General features: G+C 71.9%; 18 protein-coding genes and 1 pseudogene. 10 read left to right on the top strand and 9 right to left on the bottom strand.

Features of this window, described 5'->3' with window-relative positions:
- The 3 genes from BG452_RS10210 to BG452_RS10200 all read right to left on the bottom strand — a co-directional run.
- Positions 1-531: DUF6114 domain-containing protein (locus BG452_RS10210; protein ID WP_188303910.1), on the bottom strand; the 531-nt coding region annotated here is incomplete at its 3' end.
- Between the two features lie 132 nt (positions 532-663).
- A complete protein-coding gene (locus BG452_RS10205; protein ID WP_188303909.1) occupies positions 664-1,335 on the bottom strand; it encodes a DUF6230 family protein in 672 nt (223 codons plus the stop codon).
- Positions 1,336-2,110: 775 nt separating this feature from the next.
- Positions 2,111-3,109: a tetratricopeptide repeat protein gene (locus BG452_RS10200; protein WP_188303908.1), complete on the bottom strand. Its 999-nt coding sequence runs from the start codon at positions 3,107-3,109 to the stop codon at positions 2,111-2,113.
- Between the two features lie 330 nt (positions 3,110-3,439).
- Here BG452_RS10200 and BG452_RS10195 point away from each other — a divergent pair, with 330 nt between their 5' ends.
- Positions 3,440-4,123 (top strand): TetR/AcrR family transcriptional regulator, encoded by a 684-nt coding sequence (locus BG452_RS10195; RefSeq protein WP_188303907.1) that lies wholly within the window; start codon positions 3,440-3,442, stop codon positions 4,121-4,123.
- Positions 4,124-4,248: 125 nt separating this feature from the next.
- On the opposite strand, the gene BG452_RS10190 is transcribed toward BG452_RS10195, so the two are convergent.
- The 3 genes from BG452_RS10190 to BG452_RS10180 form a co-directional block, all read right to left on the bottom strand.
- On the bottom strand, positions 4,249-5,934 hold the full coding sequence (locus tag BG452_RS10190; RefSeq protein ID WP_188303906.1) for a methylmalonyl-CoA mutase: 1,686 nt from the start codon (positions 5,932-5,934) through the stop codon (positions 4,249-4,251).
- A 194-nt stretch (positions 5,935-6,128) separates the two neighbouring features.
- The gene (locus tag BG452_RS10185) at positions 6,129-6,467 is read right to left on the bottom strand and encodes a DUF3817 domain-containing protein (protein WP_188303905.1); all 339 of its coding nucleotides are present in this window, start codon (positions 6,465-6,467) and stop codon (positions 6,129-6,131) included.
- 76 nt (positions 6,468-6,543) lie between these two features.
- A complete protein-coding gene (locus tag BG452_RS10180) occupies positions 6,544-7,080 on the bottom strand; it encodes a MarR family winged helix-turn-helix transcriptional regulator (protein ID WP_188303904.1) in 537 nt (178 codons plus the stop codon).
- Positions 7,081-7,577: 497 nt separating this feature from the next.
- Between BG452_RS10180 and BG452_RS10175 the strand changes: the two genes are divergently transcribed.
- Together BG452_RS10175 and BG452_RS10170 are read left to right on the top strand one after the other, a co-directional pair.
- Positions 7,578-9,206, top strand: coding sequence for a M4 family metallopeptidase (locus BG452_RS10175; protein ID WP_188303903.1), 1,629 nt, complete (start codon positions 7,578-7,580; stop codon positions 9,204-9,206).
- Between the two features lie 415 nt (positions 9,207-9,621).
- Positions 9,622-11,214 carry a M4 family metallopeptidase gene (locus BG452_RS10170; RefSeq protein ID WP_188303902.1) on the top strand — a complete coding sequence of 531 codons (1,593 nt, stop codon included), beginning with the start codon at positions 9,622-9,624 and terminating at the stop codon, positions 11,212-11,214.
- Between the two features lie 161 nt (positions 11,215-11,375).
- On the opposite strand, the gene BG452_RS10165 is transcribed toward BG452_RS10170, so the two are convergent.
- Positions 11,376-11,693 (bottom strand): DUF3817 domain-containing protein, encoded by a 318-nt coding sequence (locus BG452_RS10165; RefSeq protein ID WP_188303901.1) that lies wholly within the window; start codon positions 11,691-11,693, stop codon positions 11,376-11,378.
- A 245-nt stretch (positions 11,694-11,938) separates the two neighbouring features.
- On the opposite strand from BG452_RS10165, the gene BG452_RS10160 reads away from it, so the two are divergent.
- The 5 genes from BG452_RS10160 to BG452_RS10140 all read left to right on the top strand — a co-directional run bounded on the left by BG452_RS10160 (position 11,939) and on the right by BG452_RS10140 (position 15,689).
- Positions 11,939-12,742 carry a DUF2127 domain-containing protein gene (locus BG452_RS10160; protein ID WP_188303900.1) on the top strand — a complete coding sequence of 268 codons (804 nt, stop codon included), beginning with the start codon at positions 11,939-11,941 and terminating at the stop codon, positions 12,740-12,742.
- A gap of 80 nt (positions 12,743-12,822) precedes the next feature.
- A complete protein-coding gene (locus BG452_RS10155) occupies positions 12,823-13,461 on the top strand; it encodes an AIM24 family protein (protein WP_188303899.1) in 639 nt (212 codons plus the stop codon).
- Positions 13,461-14,111 carry an AIM24 family protein gene (locus BG452_RS10150; RefSeq protein WP_188303898.1) on the top strand — a complete coding sequence of 217 codons (651 nt, stop codon included), beginning with the start codon at positions 13,461-13,463 and terminating at the stop codon, positions 14,109-14,111. Before BG452_RS10155 ends, BG452_RS10150 begins: the two co-directional genes overlap by 1 nt.
- A 221-nt stretch (positions 14,112-14,332) precedes the next feature.
- Entirely contained in the window at positions 14,333-15,133 is an 801-nt protein-coding gene (locus BG452_RS10145) for an AIM24 family protein (RefSeq protein WP_223242017.1), read from the top strand.
- Between the two features lie 40 nt (positions 15,134-15,173).
- On the top strand, positions 15,174-15,689 hold the full coding sequence (locus tag BG452_RS10140) for a MarR family winged helix-turn-helix transcriptional regulator (RefSeq protein WP_188303896.1): 516 nt from the start codon (positions 15,174-15,176) through the stop codon (positions 15,687-15,689).
- 277 nt (positions 15,690-15,966) lie between these two features.
- On the opposite strand, the gene meaB is transcribed toward BG452_RS10140, so the two are convergent.
- A complete protein-coding gene (gene meaB, locus BG452_RS10135; protein WP_188303895.1) occupies positions 15,967-16,923 on the bottom strand; it encodes a methylmalonyl Co-A mutase-associated GTPase MeaB in 957 nt (318 codons plus the stop codon).
- A 97-nt stretch (positions 16,924-17,020) separates the two neighbouring features.
- Entirely contained in the window at positions 17,021-18,229 is a 1,209-nt protein-coding gene (locus tag BG452_RS10130; protein ID WP_188303894.1) for an acetyl-CoA C-acetyltransferase, read from the bottom strand.
- 254 nt (positions 18,230-18,483) lie between these two features.
- On the opposite strand from BG452_RS10130, the gene mce reads away from it, so the two are divergent.
- Together mce and BG452_RS10120 are read left to right on the top strand one after the other, a co-directional pair.
- Positions 18,484-18,927, top strand: a complete 444-nt coding sequence (mce, locus tag BG452_RS10125; RefSeq protein ID WP_188303893.1) for a methylmalonyl-CoA epimerase — start codon at positions 18,484-18,486, stop codon at positions 18,925-18,927.
- Between the two features lie 575 nt (positions 18,928-19,502).
- A pseudogene (locus tag BG452_RS10120) lies at positions 19,503-20,689 on the top strand (hypothetical protein); the annotation flags it as partial.

Genomic DNA, 20,689 nt, shown 5'->3' with positions numbered 1-20,689 from the left:
CGCGGCTGCGGCGTTCTCCGTGGCTACGGCGGCGGCCGGCTCGGTGGCGACGCTCTCCGCCACCGCGTTGTCCGCCGGCCCGCCGCGGCGGGCGCGCCGCCCCTTGACCGGCGCGGTCGACGGCTCGGGCAGCGGCGCCCAGGAGACCATCAGCCCGCCGCCGATCAGGCCCGGCAGCAGCGACAGGCCGAAGCCCGCGAGGTTGGAGACCGGGATCGAGACCAGCGTCAGCAGGATGGTCGCGATGCCGGCGAAGACCCGTACGGCGGGCTGGAACCAGGCGGTCAGCCCGAGGATGATCATCAGTACCCCGATGATCAGTGACCCGGCGCCCGCCGTGGTGGACATCGCGATGGTCAGTCCGCCGAACGTGAGGTGCGCGTACGGGAAGTAGAGGATCGGGACGCCGGCGATCATGGCCAGCAGGCCGCCCCAGAAGGGCCTGGAGCGGCGGAATTCACGGAAGTGCCGCCAGAGCCACCCGACGGGGTTCTGCTGGCGGGGCCGCGTCTCGACCGTTGCGCTGGACATGGTGCAACTCCTCGACGTCGCTACGAGGGAAGAACAATGGGGGTGGGCCGGGAAGCGGCGGTCGCCCGCCGCCCCCGGCCCGAAGTGGCCTCGTCACCACGGCACGCCGGTCGGCGTGCCGTCAGACGGGACTCAGAAGCACTCGTTGCCCGGGCCGTCGCCGCTCTTCAGCGCGAGGTTCAGGCCGTTCAGCTTGAAGGTGCCGGCCGAGGTGGCCCGCGCGGTCTGCTGAACGCCGCTCAGGTCGGCGGTCTTGGCGGACTGGGCGAAGCCGGTCGCGCCGGACGGCAGGCCGGCGCCGCCGCCCGCCTTGGTGACACCCGCGTGCGGGGCCCAGCCCTGGGTGGCCGTACCCGAGAGGGTGGAGGCGTCCTGGCCGATGTTCATCTGGGTGAAGGTCGCGTCGGCCTTCAGCTGCTCAAGGTCGATCAGCAGGTTGTCGGCCTGAACCGGCTTGCCCGCCTCGGTACCGGCGTGCAGCTGGAGGGTGATCTTGCCCAGGCCGAAGGCGGACAGGTCCGTCACCACCGACTGGCACAGGTTGGTGATGTCGGCGTGGTCGAAGGCCGAGACCGCGACCGGGTGCGGCTTGCCGTTCGCCTCGATGTCGACCGAGCCGAACTGGGCGAAGTTGTTGCCGTGCAGCTGGTCGGTGCTGACCTTGAACTGCTGGCCGGAAATGCTGAACGAGGCGGCGAGCGCGCTGTTGGCGATCGAGACGCCGACCATCGCGGTGGCCGCGACGCTCGGCACCATCACCAGGGCGAAGCGCTTCCAGCGGGTCTTGCCGTAGGTCTTGGACATGCGAGTCCTCCTTCTAGGACGTACATCTCCGGCTCCCCGGCGGCGCGTCCCGCACCGGTGGGGGCCTGGGATGGGAGAGAGCTACGTCCTCGGTAGCGGAGAGCGCCGCGGGCGTCGGCGGACGCGGGAGCGGCCTGCGTACTGCGGCACTCCCGTCCAGGAACCGGCCGTCCTTGCGGGACGACGGGTCGGACCGACGACATCGGCGATCACCCCCGAGCGACAACCAGCGACCGCGCAGGGCCGCGCGGCCGGTCGAGGACAGGAACCGCCGTGGGACCGCGGATACCCCCCTGCCCTCCCTACCGCCGGCCAGGGGCCGACGGATCACCCGGTGGGGATCCCGCGCTCCGCTTGGCCGACCGGCTGTCGGAGGGTGTGGAGTCTGGGGACCGGGCGTGGCCGATCGTGCTTGAATCCCGGGCGAAGCACAAGGGGTGCCTTACTGACGGGTAATGCAACAGCAGGTGGCATTGATCATGGAATGGCCCCGAGTTGCACCGTGCGTGACGTGTTGAAGGAAACGTGACGACGAAATCTACCGGAAACACTAGCGAAACACCCGTGGGTGGTCACTGAACGTGACCACCCACGGGTGAAATCAAGATTTGGTAAACCTCTGTCCGGTTGACCGGATTGTCGCCAAATCACCAGGCGACACCGCAGGTCATCCGACGTGCCAGGCACTCGGTGCCAGGCCCCGGCCGGGCCCTGGCCGGGCACCCGGAAGCGGCGCCCGCGAGCACGGTCCGCGAGCACGGCCCGCAGGCACGGCTCAGAACAGCACGCGCGCCAGCGCCGTACGGGCCGCGACGACCCGCGGGTCCTCCGGGCCGATCACCTCGAACAGTTCCAGCAGACGCAGCCGGGCGGTGTCCCGGTCCTCGCCGAAGGTCCGGCCGACGGTGGCCACCAGGCGCCCGAAGGCGTCCTCGACATGACCGCCCACCAGGTCCAGGTCGGCGGCCCGCAGCTGGACCGCGACGTCCTTCGGGTCGGCGGCGGCCGCCGCGCGGACCGACTGGAGGTCCAACCCCTCGACCCGCTTGAGCAGTTCGGCCTGGGCCAGGCCCAGCTTGGCCTCGGTGTTGCCCGGCTGGTCGGCCAGCACGTTCCGGTACGCCTGGATGGCCCCGCCCAGGTCACCGGCGTCCAGCGCGTCGTGCGCGGCGGACAGCGCCGGGTCCTCCGGCCGCTGCGGGGCGGCGGCCTCGGCCTCACCCGGGACACCCGCACCGCCCGCGCCACCGGAGATGCCGAAGCGCTGCTCGGCGACCAGGATCAGCTGGTCCAGCACCTTGCGGACGTTGGCGGCGCTCTCCGCGCCCTGGAACAGCGGCACCAGCTGGCCGGCCACCACGGCCATCACGGCCGGGATGCCCTGGATACCGAACTGCTGGGCGATCAGCTGGTTGGAGTCCACGTCGATCTTGGCGAGCACGAAACGGCCGGCGTACTCCTCGGCCAGGCCCTCCAGGATCGGGCTGAGCTGCTTGCAGGGCCCGCACCACTCGGCCCAGAAGTCGATGACGACCGGCACCTCGTTGGAGCGCTGGACGACCTCGGTCTCGAAGGTGTCCTCGGTGACGTCGATGACGAGCTCGTAGACGGGCTGAGGGGCGACTCCGTCCGCTTCGGCGGCGGCCGCCTGGCGGGCCCGCTCGGCCCGGGCCTGCTCGGCCTTCTGGGCGGCCTCTCCGGCGGCCTTCACTGCGGCGAGGTCGACCGCGCCGCGCAGGGCGGCGCTGTTGGGACGCGAATTCCGTGGCTGCATGGCACCATCCTCCCCCGTCCGCACTGCTCGCGGGCACCAACCTCGGGAAAGTCGCCCCGCGCGGGCTGCGCGGTGCGGGTTCCCGGTCGGTGCACCCTTCCCCCGGTAGCCTGAACCGTTCGGCGCGGATCCCCACCCGCACCCGCGCCGCCCCGTCCCACGGGTGCGGCGCCTGGTTGTCACTGCTTTCGCTACAGGTCGTAGCGTAACTGGAGCCGGTGCCCCGGCCGCAAGCCCCACCGACGGTTCGGGGACGTGACCTGCCCCACTTTCCCGGTCCGCCCGACTGCCCGAATCGGCCGACAGTCGCTACCGTTACCAGCCCCACCCATGTTACTTACCAGTACATCGCAAGGAGACCCGGTGTCGGCCGCCCAGCCCTCCGCGAGCCCGGACGACGCCGTCCGCAACAGCACCGTCCGGGCCAAGGGCCGCCCGCGCAGCGCCGCCGCCGACCTCGCGATCCTCGACGCCACCCGCGAAGCCCTCGCCGAACTCGGCTGGGGCGGGCTGACCATGGGCCACGTCGCCAGCCGCGCCGGAGTCGCCAAGACCACGCTCTACCGCCGCTGGCCCTCCAAGAACGAACTCGTGGTCGACGCCGTCGCCAGCCTCTTCGACGATCTCGTGATGCCCGACCTCGGCAGCCTGCGGGCCGACATCGAGGCCGTGGTGGGCCAGTTCGCCGACCTGCTGGCCCGCCCCGAGACCCAGACCGCGCTGCTCGCCCTGTTCGCCGAGGGCACCCGCGACCCCCAACTGCGCCGCCGGATCAGGGAGGCGATCGTGGACCCGCAGAAGCGGCTGGTCCGGCAGGGCCGGGCCGCCGCCCAGGCGCGCGGCGAACTCGAGGCGGACACCGGCACCGCATCCGCCCGGGAGGAGGTCGACATCATCTTCGACACCATCGCCGGCACCGTCGAACACCGCGTCCTGGTCAGCGGCGAGCCGATCACCCCCGAGTGGACCCGCCGCTTCACCGACCTGCTGCTCGGCCCGCTCACCACCGGCTGAGCGACCACCGCAGGGCGCCACCGACTGGGGGCCACCGCCGGGGGCCACCGACTGAGGACCACCGGCTGAGGGCACGCCGAAGCCGCCGCACGGAAGTCCGTACGGCGGCTCGGCGGTTCAGGCGGTCAGAACGCCGCGTTCTCCTGGTACGTCCCCCACTCCTGCCGCAGCGCGTTGCAGATCTCGCCCAGGGTCGCCTCGGCGCGCACCGCGTCCAGCATCGGCGGGATCATCGACTCGCCCGAGCGCGCCGCCGCCAGCATGGCGTCCAGCCCGGCCCGCACCGCCGCGTCGTCCCGGGCCGCCTTGCGCTCGCCCAGCACCCGCACCTGCTCGCGCTCGACCTCGTGGCTGACCCGCAGGATCTCCAGGTCGGGGGTGACGCTGCGGGGGTGGCAGTTGACGCCGACCACGCGCTTGTCCCCCTTCTCCACCGACTGCTGGTACTGGAAGGCCGCCTCGGCGATCTCGCCGGTGAACCAGCCCTCCTCGATCCCGCGCAGGATGCCGGAGGTGATCGGGCCGATCCCGTGGTCCTCGCTCCCCCGGTCCAGGATCCGCTGGAAGATCGCCTCGGCCTGCTGCTCGATCCGGTCGGTCAGCGCCTCGACGTACCAGGAACCGCCCAGCGGGTCGGCCACGTTGGTGACGCCGGTCTCCTCCATCAGCACCTGCTGGGTGCGCAGCGCGATCTCGGCGGCCTGCTCGGAGGGCAGCGCGAGAGTCTCGTCCAGCGCGTTGGTGTGCAGCGAGTTGGTGCCGCCGAGCACCGCGGAGAGCGCCTCGACGGCGGTGCGCACCACGTTGTTGTACGGCTGCTGCGCGGTGAGCGAGACGCCCGCGGTCTGGGTGTGGAAGCGCAGCCACTGCGCCTTGTCGGTCTTGGCGCCGAAGCGGTCGCGCATCCAGCGGGCCCAGATCCGGCGGGCGGCGCGGAACTTGGCGATCTCCTCGAAGAAGTCGAGGTGCGCGTCGAAGAAGAAGGACAGGCCGGGCGCGAAGACGTCCACGTCGAGGCCGCGGGACAGGCCCAGTTCGACGTAGGCGAAGCCGTCCGCGAGGGTGTACGCCAGCTCCTGCGCGGCCGTCGCCCCGGCCTCGCGGATGTGGTAGCCGGAGACGGACAGCGGCTTGTACGCCGGGATGCCCTGGGCGCAGTGCTCCATCAGGTCGCCGATCAGGCGCAGGTGCGGCTCGGGGGCGAAGAGCCACTCCTTCTGGGCGATGTACTCCTTGAAGATGTCGGTCTGCAGAGTGCCGTTGAGCACCGCCGGGTCGACGCCCTGGCGCTCGGCGGCGACCAGGTACATGCAGAAGATCGGGACGGCCGGGCCGCTGATCGTCATCGAGGTGGTGACCTCGCCGAGCGGGATGCCGGCGAACAGCACCTCCATGTCGGCGGCCGTGTCGATGGCGACGCCGCAGTGGCCGACCTCGCCGAGCGACTTGGGGTCGTCCGAGTCGTAGCCCATCAGGGTCGGCATGTCGAAGGCGACCGAGAGGCCGCCGCCGCCCGCGTCCAGGATCATCCGGTAGCGCTCGTTGGTCTGCTGCGCGTTGCCGAAGCCGGCGAACTGGCGGATGGTCCAGGTGCGGCCGCGGTAGCCGGTGGGGTGCAGGCCGCGGGTGAAGGGGTACTCTCCCGGCCAGCCGATCCGCTCGAAGCCCTCGACGGGCTGCCCGGGGGCCGGGCCGTAGACCGGCTCGACGTCGTCGCCGGAGAGGGTGGTGAAGTCCGCGTCGCGCTTGCGGGCCTTGTCGTACCGCTGCTGCCAGCGCTGCCGTCCGCGCTCGATGTCCTCGGCGTCCATGGGCCGAACTCCGCTCCGTACGGCCGCCACGGCACCGGGCGGCACAGCTATTAGGACGTCCTACTAATTTACTCGGACGTCCTAGTAATTGTCGATGGAGGCCCGCCGGAGAATCCGGGAACGACGGGGCCGGAAACGCCGAGGGCGCCCCTCCCCCGGGTCGGGGAAGGGGCGCCCTCGCGGAGCCGCGGGCCTCAGACGCCGGCCGGCTGGCGGGCGCCGCCCGCCGGGAGCTGCTCGGCGGCCTCGCGGGCCACCCGGCGCTCGAAGACGAAGGACAGGAACGGGATGCAGCCCGCCGCCAGGGTCAGCACCAGCCGGCCGAGCGGCCACTTCAGCTTCTGCCCGAGCATGAAGGTCACCACGAAGTACCCGATGTACAGGTAGCCGTGCAGCATCGCGACGTAGGTGGTCAGGTCCTCGGCGGTGCTGAAGCCGTACTTCGCGACCATGAAGCCGCAGAACACCAGCAGCGCGCAGCCGGTCGCAATGGCCAGGCCGCGGTACCAGCCCAGCAGGGGGGTCGCCTTCATTCTCTTCCTCGCCTCGCTCGGCATTTTCCGCTGGTACGCCCGGATCCGCGCACCGCTCCCACGAGGGTAGCCGCCCTCACGGCCGCGCCCGAGCAGCCCCCTCGCCCGGATCGGCGAAGTCGCCCGCCGCGATGCGCAGCGGCTTGAGCAGGTCGAAGACCTGGCGGCACTGGTCGGGGCCGTACTCCTCCAGCCCGAACTCCATGGCCATCAGCTCCCGGGTGGCCTCCTCGACCACCTCGCGGCCGCGCCCGGTGATCGCGGCGAGCACGCCCCGGCCGTCCAGCGGGTTGGGGCGGCGGGCGACCAGTCCGGCCCGCTCCAGCCGGTCGACGGTGTTGGTGACGCTGGTCGGGTGGACCATCAGGCGCTCGCCGATCTTGGAGAGCGAGAGCTCGCCGGTCCGGCTGAAGGTCAGCAGCACCAGCGCCTCGTACCGGGCGAAGGTCAGGCCGTACGGCTTGAGCACCGCGTCGACCCGGGACAGCAGGATCTGGTGGGCGCGCATGATCGAGGTGATCGCCGCCATCGAGGGCACGGTGCCCCAGCGGCGGGCCCACAGTTCGTCGGCGCGGGCGATCGGGTCGAAGTCGAGTGCGAGGGGCTTGGCCACCTCCTTACCGTACCGGCGGACGGGACGTGTGCTACCAGCCGTCCTGATGGTGGACAAGCGCGACGCGTGGCGGGATCCCGCCAATCGGACTGCCAGGTCCATACCTGGACATTGCGGCGGTGTGAATGGAAGGCAACGGGCCTCCGGCGCAACGGGGTTGGGCGTCGAACGCGCGAACGCCCCGGTACCAGGCCTCGCTTCGGATCGAAACCCGCTGAAAGTCCGGGCGAAAGATCCCCTTTGTCCTTCCGTTCACATTCCTTCGTCTTGGCGGGACTTGGCCAATTCATGAGGAAGACCTGTCATTTGATTTGCTCGATTGTCATGCTTTCGGCCAACCCCGTTCGACCGCCACCACCCCCACCCAACCGGTGGCAGCCGCCCGAACGCTCGGGGTCCTCGCACGTCAGCGCCCGTCCCGCCCCTCAGGTGCCGACCCCGGCCCCCGGGACGCGGCGCGACCGCGCCCACACGCGGTTTCCCGGAAGGACTCGTCCGTGAAGCGAAAGCTCGCCGCAGTCGCCGTACTCTCCGCCACCGCCCTGCTCACCGGTGTCGTCCAGGCCGGTGCGGCCCAGGCCGGCCCCACCCCGCAGGCCCAGGGCACCCAGCAGCTCTCCGCCCTGCTCGCCCAGGCGAACGGCCAGGCCGGCAAGGTCGCCCACGCGCTGGCCCTCGGCGGCCAGGAGCAACTGGTGGCCAAGGACGTCGTGGTGGACGCCGACGGCACCCGCCACCTCCGCTACGAGCGCACCCTCGCCGGGCTCCCCGTCCTCGGCGGCGACCTGGTCGTGCACCAGAAGGCGGACGGCAGCACCACCGCCGTCGACAAGGCCGTCGGCGCCGAGCTGGCCCTGCCCAGCCTCACCCCGCAGATCCCCGCGGACAAGGCCGCCGCCCAGGCCACCGGCGCCGTGCAGTCCACCGTCGGCATCACCGTCGACGAGGACGAGGCCCCGCTGACCGCGGTGCACCAGACCGGCAAGGCCGAGCTGGTGGTCTGGGCCACCGACGGCAACCCGCGCCTGGCCTACCGCACCACGGTCGAGGGCGAGCGCGCCGACGGCACCCCGAGCCGTCAGCTGCTGGTCACCGACGCGGCCAGCGGCCAGGTGCTCTCCACCCACGAGGAGGTGCAGACGGCCTCCGGCACCGGCAAGGGCGTCTTCGTCGGCTCCGTCCCGCTGACCACCACCCAGAGCGGCAGCTCCTACCAGCTGAAGGACGCCACCCGCGGCGGCCAGGCCACCTACACCCTGAAGAACAAGACCTCCGGCACCGGCACCCTGGTCGCCAACACCACCAACAGCTTCGGCAACGGCCTGGTCTCCAACACGGAGTCAGCCGCCGTCGACGCCCAGTACGGCGCCGCGGCCACCTGGGACTTCTACAAGAACACCTTCGGCCGCAACGGCATCAAGAACAACGGCGTCGGCGCGGCCAGCCGCGTCCACTACGGCTCCAACTACGTGAACGCCTTCTGGGACGACAGCTGCTTCTGCATGACGTACGGCGACGGCGCCAGCAACACCCACCCGCTCACCGCCCTGGACGTGGCCGGCCACGAGATGACCCACGGCGTCACCTCCGCCACCGCCGGTCTCAACTACTCCGGCGAGTCCGGCGGCCTCAACGAGGCCACCTCGGACATCTTCGGCACCATGGTCGAGTGGTACGCCAACCTGGCCTCGGACAAGCCGGACTATCTCATCGGCGAGCAGATCAACATCAACGGTGACGGCAAGCCGCTGCGCTACATGGACAAGCCCTCCAAGGACGGCGCCTCGGCCGACTACTGGTCCTCCACCGTCGGCAACAAGGACGTCCACTACTCCTCGGGCGTCGCCAACCACTTCTTCTACCTGCTCGCCGAGGGCAGCGGCGCCAAGACCATCAACGGCGTCAGCTACAACAGCCCGACGTACAACAACTCCACCCTCGCCGGCATCGGCCGGGACAAGGCGGCCGCGATCTGGTACCGCGCGCTGACCACCTACTTCACCTCCACCACCAACTACGCGGCGGCCCGCACCGGCACCCTGAAGGCGGCCTCCGACCTGTACGGCGCCGGCAGCGCCGAGTACAGCGCGGTCGCCGCGACCTGGACCGCCGTCAACGTCAACTGACGTACGGCGGAGGGTGAGCAGGACGCCCGGGGCCTCGTTGGAGGGCAGGCCCCGGGCGTCCGCCCATGCCCGCCCGGGGGCGGGCGGCCGTCAAGCCCGTCCCGGTGGCGGAGTCCCGCCAGTCGGCGCGAACCGGTGGATTCCGGGCATCGGGCCGCAGCCGAACCATCCGCACCGGCCCTGGCGACTCCTGGCCAATCCGCGCGGGCGCCCTGTCCTTCCCCGGCCTGGATTGTCATGCTTATGACCAAGCTCCCGTTCGACACCCCGCCTCCCCCACCCGACCGGCAGGGCGTCAGAAGCCGCACGGCAGCCGCACGTCCGCGCCCTACCGCCCCAACGGCGCCACCCCCGGTGCCCCGGTACGCGGCGCGCCCGCAGGCACCCGCGGGTCTCGTGGAAGGAACAGGCCTCCATGAAGCGAAAGTTGACCCTCCCCGCCGTACTCTCCGCCACCGCACTGCTGGCCGGCGTCGTCCAGATCGCCGCCCTGCCCATGGCCCAGGCGGCCGTGCCCGGCCGGCCGGCGGCCGCGCCGCTCGCGCGGCAACTCGCCCTCGGCAGCCAGGAACGACTAGTCGTCAAGGACGCCCTGGTGGACGCCGACGGCACCCGGCACCTGCGCTACGAGCGCACGTACGCCGACCTGCCGGTCCTCGGCGGCGACCTCGTCGTCCACCAGCGCCCGGACGGCACGGTGGCCTCGGTGGACCGGGCCTTCGACGGCCCCCTCACGCCGACCACCACCACCCCGGCCCTCACCGCCGACCAGGCCGCCGCGCGGGCCACCGACGCCGTCCGGGCGACCGTCGGCCTGGCCGCGGACGCGGACGAGCCGGCGCTCAGCCGGGTGGACGGCGCCGGCCCGACCGAGCTGGTGATCTGGGCGGCCGACGGCGACCCGCGGCCGGCCCACCGCACGGTGGTCCAGGGCCAGCGGGCGGACGGCACCCCGAGCCGCCAGGAGGTCGTCACCGACGCGGCCACCGGCCGGGTGCTCTCCAGCCAGGAGCAGGTGATGACCGCGACCGGCACCGGCAAGGGCGTCAACGTCGGCACCGTCACCCTGACCACCACCCAGAGCGGCTCGGCCTACTCGCTCAAGGACGCCTCCCGCGGCAACCAGTCCACCACGGACCTCAAGGGCGGCACCTCGGGCAACGGCACCCTGTTCAGCAAGGCCGGCGATTCCTGGGGCAACGGCTTACCGTCCAACCGCGAGTCCGCCGCCGTGGACGCCCAGTTCGGCGCCGCGGCCACCTGGGACTTCTACAAGAGCACCTTCGGCCGCAACGGCATCAAGAACAACGGCGTCGGCGCGGCCAGCCGCGTCCACTACGGCTCCAACTACGTCAACGCCTTCTGGGACGACTCCTGCTTCTGCATGACGTACGGCGACGGCTCGGGCAACACCCACCCGCTCACCGCCATCGACGTCTCCGGCCACGAGATGACCCACGGCGTCACCTCCGCCACCGCCGGCCTGATCTACTCGGGCGAGTCCGGCGGCCTCAACGAGGCCACCTCCGACATCTTCGGCACCATGGTCGAGTGGTACGCCAACCTGCCCGCCGACCCGCCGGACTACCTCATCGGCGAGAAGCTCAACATCAACGGCAACGGCACGCCGCTGCGCTACATGGACAAGCCCTCCAAGGACGGCGCCTCGGCCGACTACTGGTCCTCCACCGTCGGCAACAAGGACGTCCACTACTCCTCGGGCGTCGCCAACCACTTCTTCTACCTGCTCGCCGAGGGCAGCGGCGCCAAGACCATCAACGGCGTCAGCTACAACAGCCCGACCTCCAACGGCGCGAAGGTGACCGGGATCGGCCGGAACAAGGCGGCCGCGATCTGGTACCGCGCGCTGACCACCTACTTCACCTCCACCACCAACTACAAGGCCGCCCGCACCGCGACCCTCAAGGCCGCCTCCGACCTCTACGGCGCGACCAGCGCCGAGTACAAGGCGGTGGGCACGGCCTGGAGCGGGGTGAACGTCAACTGACCACCCCCGCCCGGGCGTGCCGCACGCGCCCTCGGAGCCACTCCCGGTAAGAAACGGCGACAGGCTGCCGCGGCCCTTTGGGAGAGGAGGCCGTGGCAGCCTGTCGACCGTCCACGCGCGGAGGCGGGATCAGGCAGGAGCGGGATCGGGCAGCGGCGGGATCAGGCGGCGGCGGTGGCCGGCCGCAGCTCCCCGCGCTCCTCGCGGCCGAGCATCCGCTCGGCGACGAAGCCGCCGAACGGCAGCACCGAGAGCACGAACAGCAGGACGCCGCGCTTGGCGTCCCACTTCTGCGTCTGCCAGGCCTGGATCCAGAAGACCACGTACAGGATGAACAGGATCCCGTGGACCATGCCCATCACCGGCACGGCGTCGAACGACGTGGTCCGCTTCAGCACCGAGCAGATCAGCAGCAGGATGAAGGAGATCCCCTCCGGGGCGGAGATCAGGCGCAGGCGGTGGACGGCGCTGCTGTTCACGTTGGATACCTCAATACGGGGTCGGAGGCGTGGGCACGCTTGTGAAGCGACTCACAAGCCTTCGGGCCATTATCACCGAGCACATGTCCGAGTCCCGGGCCGGGGGTGGCCACCGTGCCGGATGTCACAGCCACACGCCGGAACCCGGCCGGATGCGGCGGGGCGTCGTCCGTACCCCCTATCCTGCTGCCCGCGCGCCCACCGAACCGGGCGCCGACGGCATCACACACGGGGGTAGCCACCACATGTTCAAGCGCGACTGGGACCGCAGGACCTGCGCGAAGCGCGGCCACATCACCTACCGGCCGACCGAGCCCGAGCTGGCCGGCCGACTGCACGCCGCCACCGCCCTCGGCGACGCCTGGCGCTGCCTGCGCTGCGGCGACTTCGCACTCGGCGCCCCGCACGGCTCCGGCCCGGCCGCGAACGCCCCGCTGGTGCCGCGCGGCAAGGCGCTGCGGGACCTCTTCATCCTGCGGTTCCTGGCCATCGAGCGGGTGCTGCGCGGCGTGATCATCATCCTGATGGCCTGGGGCGTCTGGAAGTTCTCCAACAGCCAGGAGGCGGTGCAGCGGATCTTCGACGAGGACCTCACCGTCTTCAAGCCGGTCGCCGACCACTTCCACTGGGACCTCGACCACGCCCCGATCATCGAGACTATCCGCAAGACCTTCGGCTACCAGAAGAAGACCCTGCTGATCGTCGCGGGCGCGATGATCGCCTACGCGCTGATCGAGATCGTCGAGGCGGTCGGCCTCTGGCTGGGCCGGCGCTGGGCCGAGTACCTGACCGTGGTCGCCACCGCGGCCTTCCTCCCGCTGGAGGGCTACGAGCTGCACGAGCACGTCAGCGCGGTGAAGATCTGCACGCTGGCCCTGAACATCGCCGCGGTGCTCTGGATCATGCTCTCCAAGCGGCTGTTCGGCCTGCGCGGCGGCGCGGCGGCCTTCGAGGCGGAGCGCCACTCGGCCTCGCTGCTGGAGGTCGAGGAGGCGGCCGGAACCGTCCCGCGGCCCGGCCACGGCCACGGGGCGCACGCACGCTCCTGACCCGAACGGATGTCCCGGGTCCGTACCGGTTCACTCCCGCCCCCTCGCCCGGCCGCCCCCGCGGCGGCTAGATTGCGGCCGTGGCACAGTTCAGACTCCAGGGATCGCGGGTGCTCGCCGTCGAGTTGGGCGGGGACGCCGTCAAGGCCCGGCACGGCTCGATGGTCGCCTACACCGGCCAGATGACCTTCAAGAAGCTGACCGGCGGCGGGGACGGACTGCGGGGCATGGTCGCCCGCAGACTCACCGGCGAGCGGATGACCGTCATGGAGGTGAAGGGGCAGGGCACCTGCTACTTCGCCGACAAGGCCACCGAGATCAACCTGGTCCGCCTCGACGGGGAGACCCTCTACGTCGAGGCGGACAACCTGCTCTGCACCGAGGCCGGCCTGCACACCGGTACCAGCTTCACCGGGCTGAACGGCGTCTCCTCCGGCAACGGCCTCTTCACCACCAAGGTGGAGGGCCGCGGCTGGGCCGCCGTGACCTCCAACGGGCCGGCCGTCATCCTGCGGGTCGGCAAGGACATGCCGCTGCGGGTCGACCCGGGTGCGTACATCGCGCACACCGGCGACCTGCACCGCAGCGTGAAGTCCGGCGCGGGCTGGACCACGGTGATCGGCGAGGGCGGCGGCGAGGCCGTCCAGGTGGAGTTCACCGGAGAGGGCCTGGTGTACGTCCAGCCCTCGGAGAAGGTCACCATCGGGGGTGACGTCTGATGGGCTTCACCCGGATCAACGGCAAGATGATCGAGGCCCAGGTGGTGCCCGGGCAGCGGCTGTTCAGCCAGCGCGGGGCGATGCTCGGGTACACCGGGGACGTCCGCTTCACCCCGAACATCACCGGCGGCCAGGGCGGGGTGATGTCGATGATCGGCCGGCGGGTCGCCAACGAGGACACCCCGCTGATGACGGTCGAGGGCCACGGCCGGGTGATGTTCGGCCACGGCGGCCACCACGTGCACGTGATCGACCTGACCGGCGACACCCTGTTCGTCGAGGCGGACCGGCTGCTCGCCTTCGAGGGCACCCTGCGCCAGTCCACCGTGTTCCTCGGCTCACAGGGCGGGGTGATGGGCATGGTCCGCGGCCAGGTCAGCGGACAGGGCCTGTTCACCACCCGGCTGGAGGGCCACGGCTCGGTCGCGGTGCTGGCCCACGGCGGCGTCTTCGAACTGCCCATCACACCCGGCCAGTCGGTGCACGTCGACCCGCAGGCGTACGTGGCGCACCGCGGCGAGGTGCGCAACAAGCTGTCCACGGCGATCGGCTGGCGCGAGATGATCGGCCGCGGCTCGGGCGAGGCGTTCCAGCTGGAGCTGTCCGGGCAGGGCACGGCGTACGTCCAGGCGAGCGAGGAGAAGCTCTGATGTCCCACCCGCCGCAGCCGCCGTACGGGGGGCGGTCGCCGCACGACCAGCCGACCCAGCCGGGCTTCACGGTGCCGCCGCACTACGGCCGCTCCACGGACCAGCCGCCGCCTCCTCCCCCGCCGCCGGCCTACCAGCCGCAGGCCCACCAGCCGTACGGCCAACCGCCGCAGGCCCAACAGCCGTACGCGCAGGAGCAGTTCGGCGGCACCCAGGCCCCGCTGCCGACCACCCACGGCGGCGCCGGCCCGGTGGTGTACGACGCGTACACCCTGCCGGTCAACGACAACGTCAACCCGTACGCCTTCGCCGTCCAACTGAACGGCTCGTACTTCCTGCAGAAGGGCAAGATGGTCGCCTACTACGGCGACATCACCTTCCGCGGCGTCGGCGCCGGGATGGTCGACCGGGTGCTCGGCCAGCACTTCAACTCGCCGCTGCACGCGGCGGACTGGGTGGTCGCCCAGGGCAGCGGCAGGCTGCTGCTGGCCGACCGCGCCTTCGACCTCAACTCCTACGACCTGGACGACGGCAACCTGACCGTCCGGTCCGGCAACCTGCTCGCCTTCGACCCGACGCTGCGGCTCAAGCAGTCGATCATCCCGGGCTTCCTGACCCTGATCGGCACCGGCCGTTTCGTGGCCGCCTCCAACGGGCCGGTGCACTTCGTGGAGCCGCCGGTCCGGGTGGACCCGCAGGCCCTGGTGGGCTGGGCGGACTGCCCGGCGCCGTGCCACCACTACGACCACGACTACCTGCACGGGGTGGTCGGCGGCCTGCGGCGGCTGACCGGCATCGGCGGCGCCTCCGGCGAGGAGCACCAGTTCGAGTTCATCGGTGCCGGGCAGGTGCTGGTGCAGTCCAGCGAGAAGCTGATGGCGGAGCGGTCGGTCGGCCGGGTGGACGCCGAGGCGGGCGTCCCGGCCGGCGGGGTGCCGCCCCAGCCGGGTCACGGCGCCGGCCAGCCCAACACGCCGGGTCTCGGTAATCTGGGCGAAATCGGGCGGCGTTTCGGCCTGTAAACTTGTACAATATTTAACTAAATCGGGTATGCTGGGCCCCATGGATACGCACACGATCGAGACTGCGGACAACCCTGACCCGCGGCCCGAGGAGGAGACTCCCTGGCTGACCGCCAGGGAGCAGCGGATGTGGCGCGCCCATCTGGAGGTCGCCAAGCTGCTGGACTACCAGCTCAGCCGCGAACTCCAACCCCACAACCTGGCGATCAACGACTACGAGATCCTGGTCGTGCTCTCCGAAGCGCCGGACCACCGGATGCGGATGACCGACCTCGCGACCGCCACCCTGCAGTCCAAGAGCCGGCTCTCCCACCAGATCACCCGGATGGAGAACGCCGGCCTGGTGCTGCGCCAGGAGTGCCCCGGCGACCGCCGCGGCCTCTACGCCCACCTCACCGAGCAGGGCTGGCAGACCATGCAGCGGGTCGCCCCCGACCACGTGCGCAGCGTCCGGGCCCACTTCATCGACCGCTTCACCCCGGAGCAGCTCGACGCCATCTACGAGGCCCTGGCTCCCGTCGCCGACCACCTCCGCGGCCTCCGCGGCCGCTCCTAGCGCACAGCGCACAGCGCACAGCGCACAGCGCACAGCGCACAGCGCAGCGCCGCTTCGGTGTGACCGAAGCGGCGCCGGCACGTGCCCGGCCCCTCAGCCGGCCAGGGCGCGGGCGTCGCCCATCACCACGATCGGGTGCAGCGCGAGGTCGAGGGCGAGGAGCGGTTCGCGCATGCGCTCGGGGGTCAGTCCGATGCAGCCGTGGGTGGGCCCGCCATGGTCGACGTGCAGCCAGATGCCTCCGCCGTACCCGCCGCCGGTGACGGCGGAGGTGGGCTCAGCCGCGGGTCAGGCCGGCCACCAGTTCGTCGGCCGCGCCGTACGGGTCCAGGTCCCCGGTGGCCACCCGCTCGGCCAGGCCGGCCAGGTGGCGGTCGCCGGAGAGGTCGCCGATCCGGGCGCGGAGTTCGGCCAGGGCGATGGCCTCGATCTCCTGGGCGGCCCGGCGGCGGCGGCGGGCCGCCAGTTCGCCGGTCTCCTCCAGCCAGGCGCGGTGCTTCTCCAGCGCCTCGACCACCTCGCCGACGCCCTCGCCGCGCGCCGCGACGGTCTTGACGATCGGCGGGCGCCAGTCCCCCGGCTCGCGGGCCTCGCCGAGGCCCAGCATGTGGTTGAGCTCCCGGGCGGTGGCGTCGGCGCCGTCCCGGTCGGCCTTGTTGACCACGAAGACGTCGCCGATCTCCAGGATGCCCGCCTTGGCGGCCTGGATGCCGTCGCCCATCCCGGGGGCCAGCAGCACCACGGCGGTGTCGGCCTGGGCGGCGACCTCGACCTCGGACTGGCCCACGCCGACGGTCTCGACCAGGATCACCTCGCAGCCGGCCGCGTCCAGCACCCGCAGCGCCTGCGGGGCCGCCCAGGACAGCCCGCCGAGGTGCCCGCGGGTGGCCATCGAGCGGATGAACACCTCGGGGTCGGTCGCGTGGTCCTGCATCCGGACCCGGTCGCCCAGCAGCGCCCCGCCGGAGAACGGCGAGGACGGGTCGACGGCGAGCACCCCGACCCGCTTGCCGAGCCGCCGGTAGGCGGAGACCAGCGCCGAGGTGGAGGTCGACTTGCCGACCCCGGGCGAGCCGGTCAGGCCCACCGTGTACGCCTGCCCGGTGTACGGCGCGAGCGCGGCCATCGCCTCCCGCAGCTGCGGGGCGGCGTTCTCGACCAGCGTGATCAGCCGGGCGACCGCCCGCGGCCGGCCCTCCCGCGCCTGCTCGACCAGCGTGGCGACATCGATCATCAGGATCTCCTTGCACAGATGCCGGCGGTTGTCGGCAGATGCCGAAGGGGCCGCGGACCACTTGTGGCGGTCCGCAGCCCCGAGGGTTCAGAGCAGATCAGGCCTTGGTGCCCTGCTCACCGGGAACGCGCACGATCAGCGCGTCGCCCTGGCCGCCGCCACCGCACAGCGCGGCCGCGCCGACCCCGCCGCCGCGGCGCTGCAGCTCCAGCGCCAGGGTCAGCACCACGCGGGCGCCGGACATGCCGATCGGGTGGCCGAGCGCGATCGCGCCGCCGTTGACGTTGACGATGTCGGCGGAGACCCCGAGGTCCTTCATCGACTGGTGGGCGACGGCCGCGAAGGCCTCGTTGATCTCGATCAGGTCGAGGTCGGCGACCTCCAGGCCCTCCTTGCCCAGCGCGTGCTTGATCGCGTTGGACGGCTGCGACTGCAGCGAGTTGTCCGGGCCGGCCACGTTGCCGTGGGCGCCGATCTCGGCGATCCAGGTCAGGCCCAGCTCCTCGGCCTTGGCCTTGCTCATCACGACGACCGCGGCGGCGCCGTCGGAGATCTGCGAGGAGGTGCCGGCGGTGATCGTGCCGTCCTTGGTGAAGGCCGGGCGCAGCCTGGCCAGGCCCTCGACGGTGGTGTCGGCGCGGATGCCCTCGTCCTGGCTGAACAGCACCGGCTCGCCCTTGCGCTGCGGGATGGCGACCGGGACGATCTCGGCCTCGAAGACGCCGTCGACCTGCGCCTTGGCGGCCCGCTGGTGGGAGGCGGCGGCGATCTCGTCCTGCACCTCGCGGGAGATGCCCAGGCGGGTGTTGTGCTTCTCGGTGGACTCGCCCATCGGGATGTTCTCGTAGGCGTCGGTCAGGCCGTCGTACGCCATCGCGTCGAGCACCTCGACCGCGCCGTACTTGTAGCCCTCGCGGGACTTCGGCAGCAGGTGCGGGGCGTTGGTCATGGACTCCTGGCCGCCGGCCACCACGATGTCGAACTCGCCGGCCCGGATCAGCTGGTCGGCCAGGGCGATGGCGTCCAGGCCGGAGAGGCAGACCTTGTTGATGGTCAGCGCCGGGACGTTCATCGGGATGCCGGCCTTGATGGCCGCCTGGCGGGCCGGGATCTGGCCGGCGCCGGCCTGCAGCACCTGGCCCATGATCACGTACTGGACCTGCTCACCCGTGATGCCGGCCCGCTCCAGCGCGCCCTTGATCGCGAATCCGCCGAGGTCGGCACCGGAGAAGCCCTTGAGAGAGCCGAGCAGGCGACCCATCGGGGTCCGCGCACCGGCAACGATCACAGAGGTGGTGTTGGTCATGGGACGGGCCCCTTCGCACGTCGTGGCCAGGTGAGGATGCGCTCAGGGTACTGACCCGTTTTCCGCCCGTCACCGGAGCGACGGTGTGACCGAGCGCACTGGCACCATCCAGTCAACACCGTGTCAACACGGTCCGGGTGAACGTCCGGGTGAAAGCCGGGGTGTGAGCAGGCTCGCACCTCCGGCACTGGCGCCGGCTCCGGACCGTACGCTGCACTGGGTGCCACTTTCCGTCCACCGCCCTGGAGGTCGCCATGCTGACCCGAATCGACCACATCGGCATCGCCTGCCGGGACCTCGACAAGACCGTCGAGTTCTACCGCGCCACCTACGGCTTCGAGGTGTTCCACAGCGAGGTCAACGAGGAGCAGGGCGTCCGCGAGGCGATGCTCCGGATCAACGGGACGGACGACGGCGGCGCCTCGTACCTCCAGCTGCTGGAGCCCACCCGCCCGGACTCCACCGTCGCCAAGTGGCTGGAGAAGAACGGCGAGGGCGTGCACCACATCGCCTTCGGCACCGCCGACGTGGACGGCGACGCCGAGGCGATCCGCGGCAAGGGCGTGCGGGTCCTGTACGACGAGCCCCGGATCGGCTCGATGGGCTCCCGGATCACCTTCCTGCACCCGAAGGACTGCGGCGGCGTGCTGACCGAGCTGGTCACCTCGGCCCAGCCGGGCGGGCCCGAAGAACACTGAAACCGGCCCCGGTGCCGCCCGCCCCCCGGGCGGCCCACCGTGCCGCACCCGCCCCGCTGGCGCTCGGCAGCCGCCTCACGGAGCCGGGCACCTCCTGAATTCGCCTCGCTACGCGCGGCCGTCACCCCTAGCGACCCGTCAGTAACGTGGTCCCGCGGCCGGAAAACCCCGACGTGGCCATTCCCCCGTGGTGCGCTCCCACTACAATGCCCAGGTGCGCGAAGACTCCGGGGGACGGAGACGACGGGCACGGCCGATGACAGGCCTGTCCGCCCTCCGGTGGTCGGCCCGTCGCAGGGGAGTCCAGTACGCGGGCACGGCTGAACAGTCGCAAGACGGATCTGTCACCATTCTCCACAGGCAAGAGTTCGCCCAGGAGTCCACCCGGACGGGGGAACGCGGCACGCCCGCGCTCCCACGACCAGGACTCCGACGACCGCAGTGGACGGCCCCGGCTTGGTCTGGGGATGTCCGGTGGCTGCGGATGCAAGGACCAGTCGGACCGGCACCCGGAACACGGGGGCCACGGACCGGCCGGGTCGAGGACGCGACCAGGAGATGGATGGGACCGCGGAGTGCGGGGCAACGACCGCTACGAGGTTGACGATCACCTCTCCCAGTTCGAGGCCGAGATGGGTCGGACTCGGAAGGAGCGGGACAAGGCAGTCGAGCATGCCGAGGACCTCGCCTACCAGGTGGAGGTGCTCCGGGCCAAGCTGCACGAGTCCCGGCGCATGCTTGCCCAGCCGCGCGCCTTCGACGCCGTCTCCGGCCAGGCCGAGCAGCTGCTCCGCACCGCCGAGATGCAGGCTCAGCAGCTGCGCGCCGACGCCGAACGCCAGCTGCGCGACTCCCAGGCCGCCACCCAGCGGATCATGGCCGAGGCCGCCGAGCGCACCGCCCGGCTGGAGGCCGAGCTCGCCGCCCGCCGCCGTCAGCTGGAGGACGAGCTCGCCGAGCTGCGCCGCGCCGCCGAGCAGCACGTCAACGGCTGGGCCGAGCAGACCCGGGCCGGCTCCGAGCAGGAGGCCCAGCGCCTGCTGCAGGACGCCCGCGCCGAGTCCGAGCGGATGGTCGCCGCGGCCCGCGCCGAGGCCGCCGCCCTGTCCGACCACGCCCGCGCCCAGACCGCCGCCGACGTGGACGCCGCCCGCGGCGAGGCCCACGCCGCCGCCGAGGCCGCCCTGCAGAAGGCCCAGAGCGACGCCGAGCGACTGCTGCGCGCCGCCTCCGAGCACGCCCAGCAGGCCGGTGCCCAGGCCGCCGCCGACGTGGACGCCGCCCGCGGCCAGGCCCAGCTGGAACTGGCCGCCGCCCATGCCGCCGCCGAGCAGCAGCTGGCCGCCGCGCAGGCCGAGATCGGCCGGCTCAAGGAGCAGGCCGCCGCCGAGCAGGCCCGCGCCGAGCAGCAGCTCGGCGCCGCGAAGACCGAGATAGAGCGGCTGCGCGCCGAGGCGATCGGCGAGGCCGAGCGCACCCGCCGGGAGGCCTCCGAGCTGCGCGCCCAGGCCGAGCAGGCCGCCGAGCAGCTCCAGGCCGACGCCGAGGCCGCCGCCGAGCGCAAGGTCGCCGACGGCGAGGCCGCCACCGAGCAGCGTTCGCAGACCGCCCGGGCCGAGATCGCCCGCCTGGTCGCCCAGGCCACCAAGGAGTCCGAGGCGATCCGCGCCGAGGCCGAGGCCGTCCGGGCCGAGGCGGCCACCAGGCAGGCCGAGGCGGACGCCGCCAAGGCCGCCGCCGCCGAGGAGGGCGAGCGGCTGCG

This window comes from Streptomyces sp. CBMA123 (assembly GCF_014596465.1).
Taxonomy (GTDB): Bacteria; Actinomycetota; Actinomycetes; order Streptomycetales; family Streptomycetaceae; genus Kitasatospora.
The sequence above is the reverse complement of the archived record's forward strand: the minus strand, read 5'-3'. Positions and strand labels throughout refer to the sequence as shown.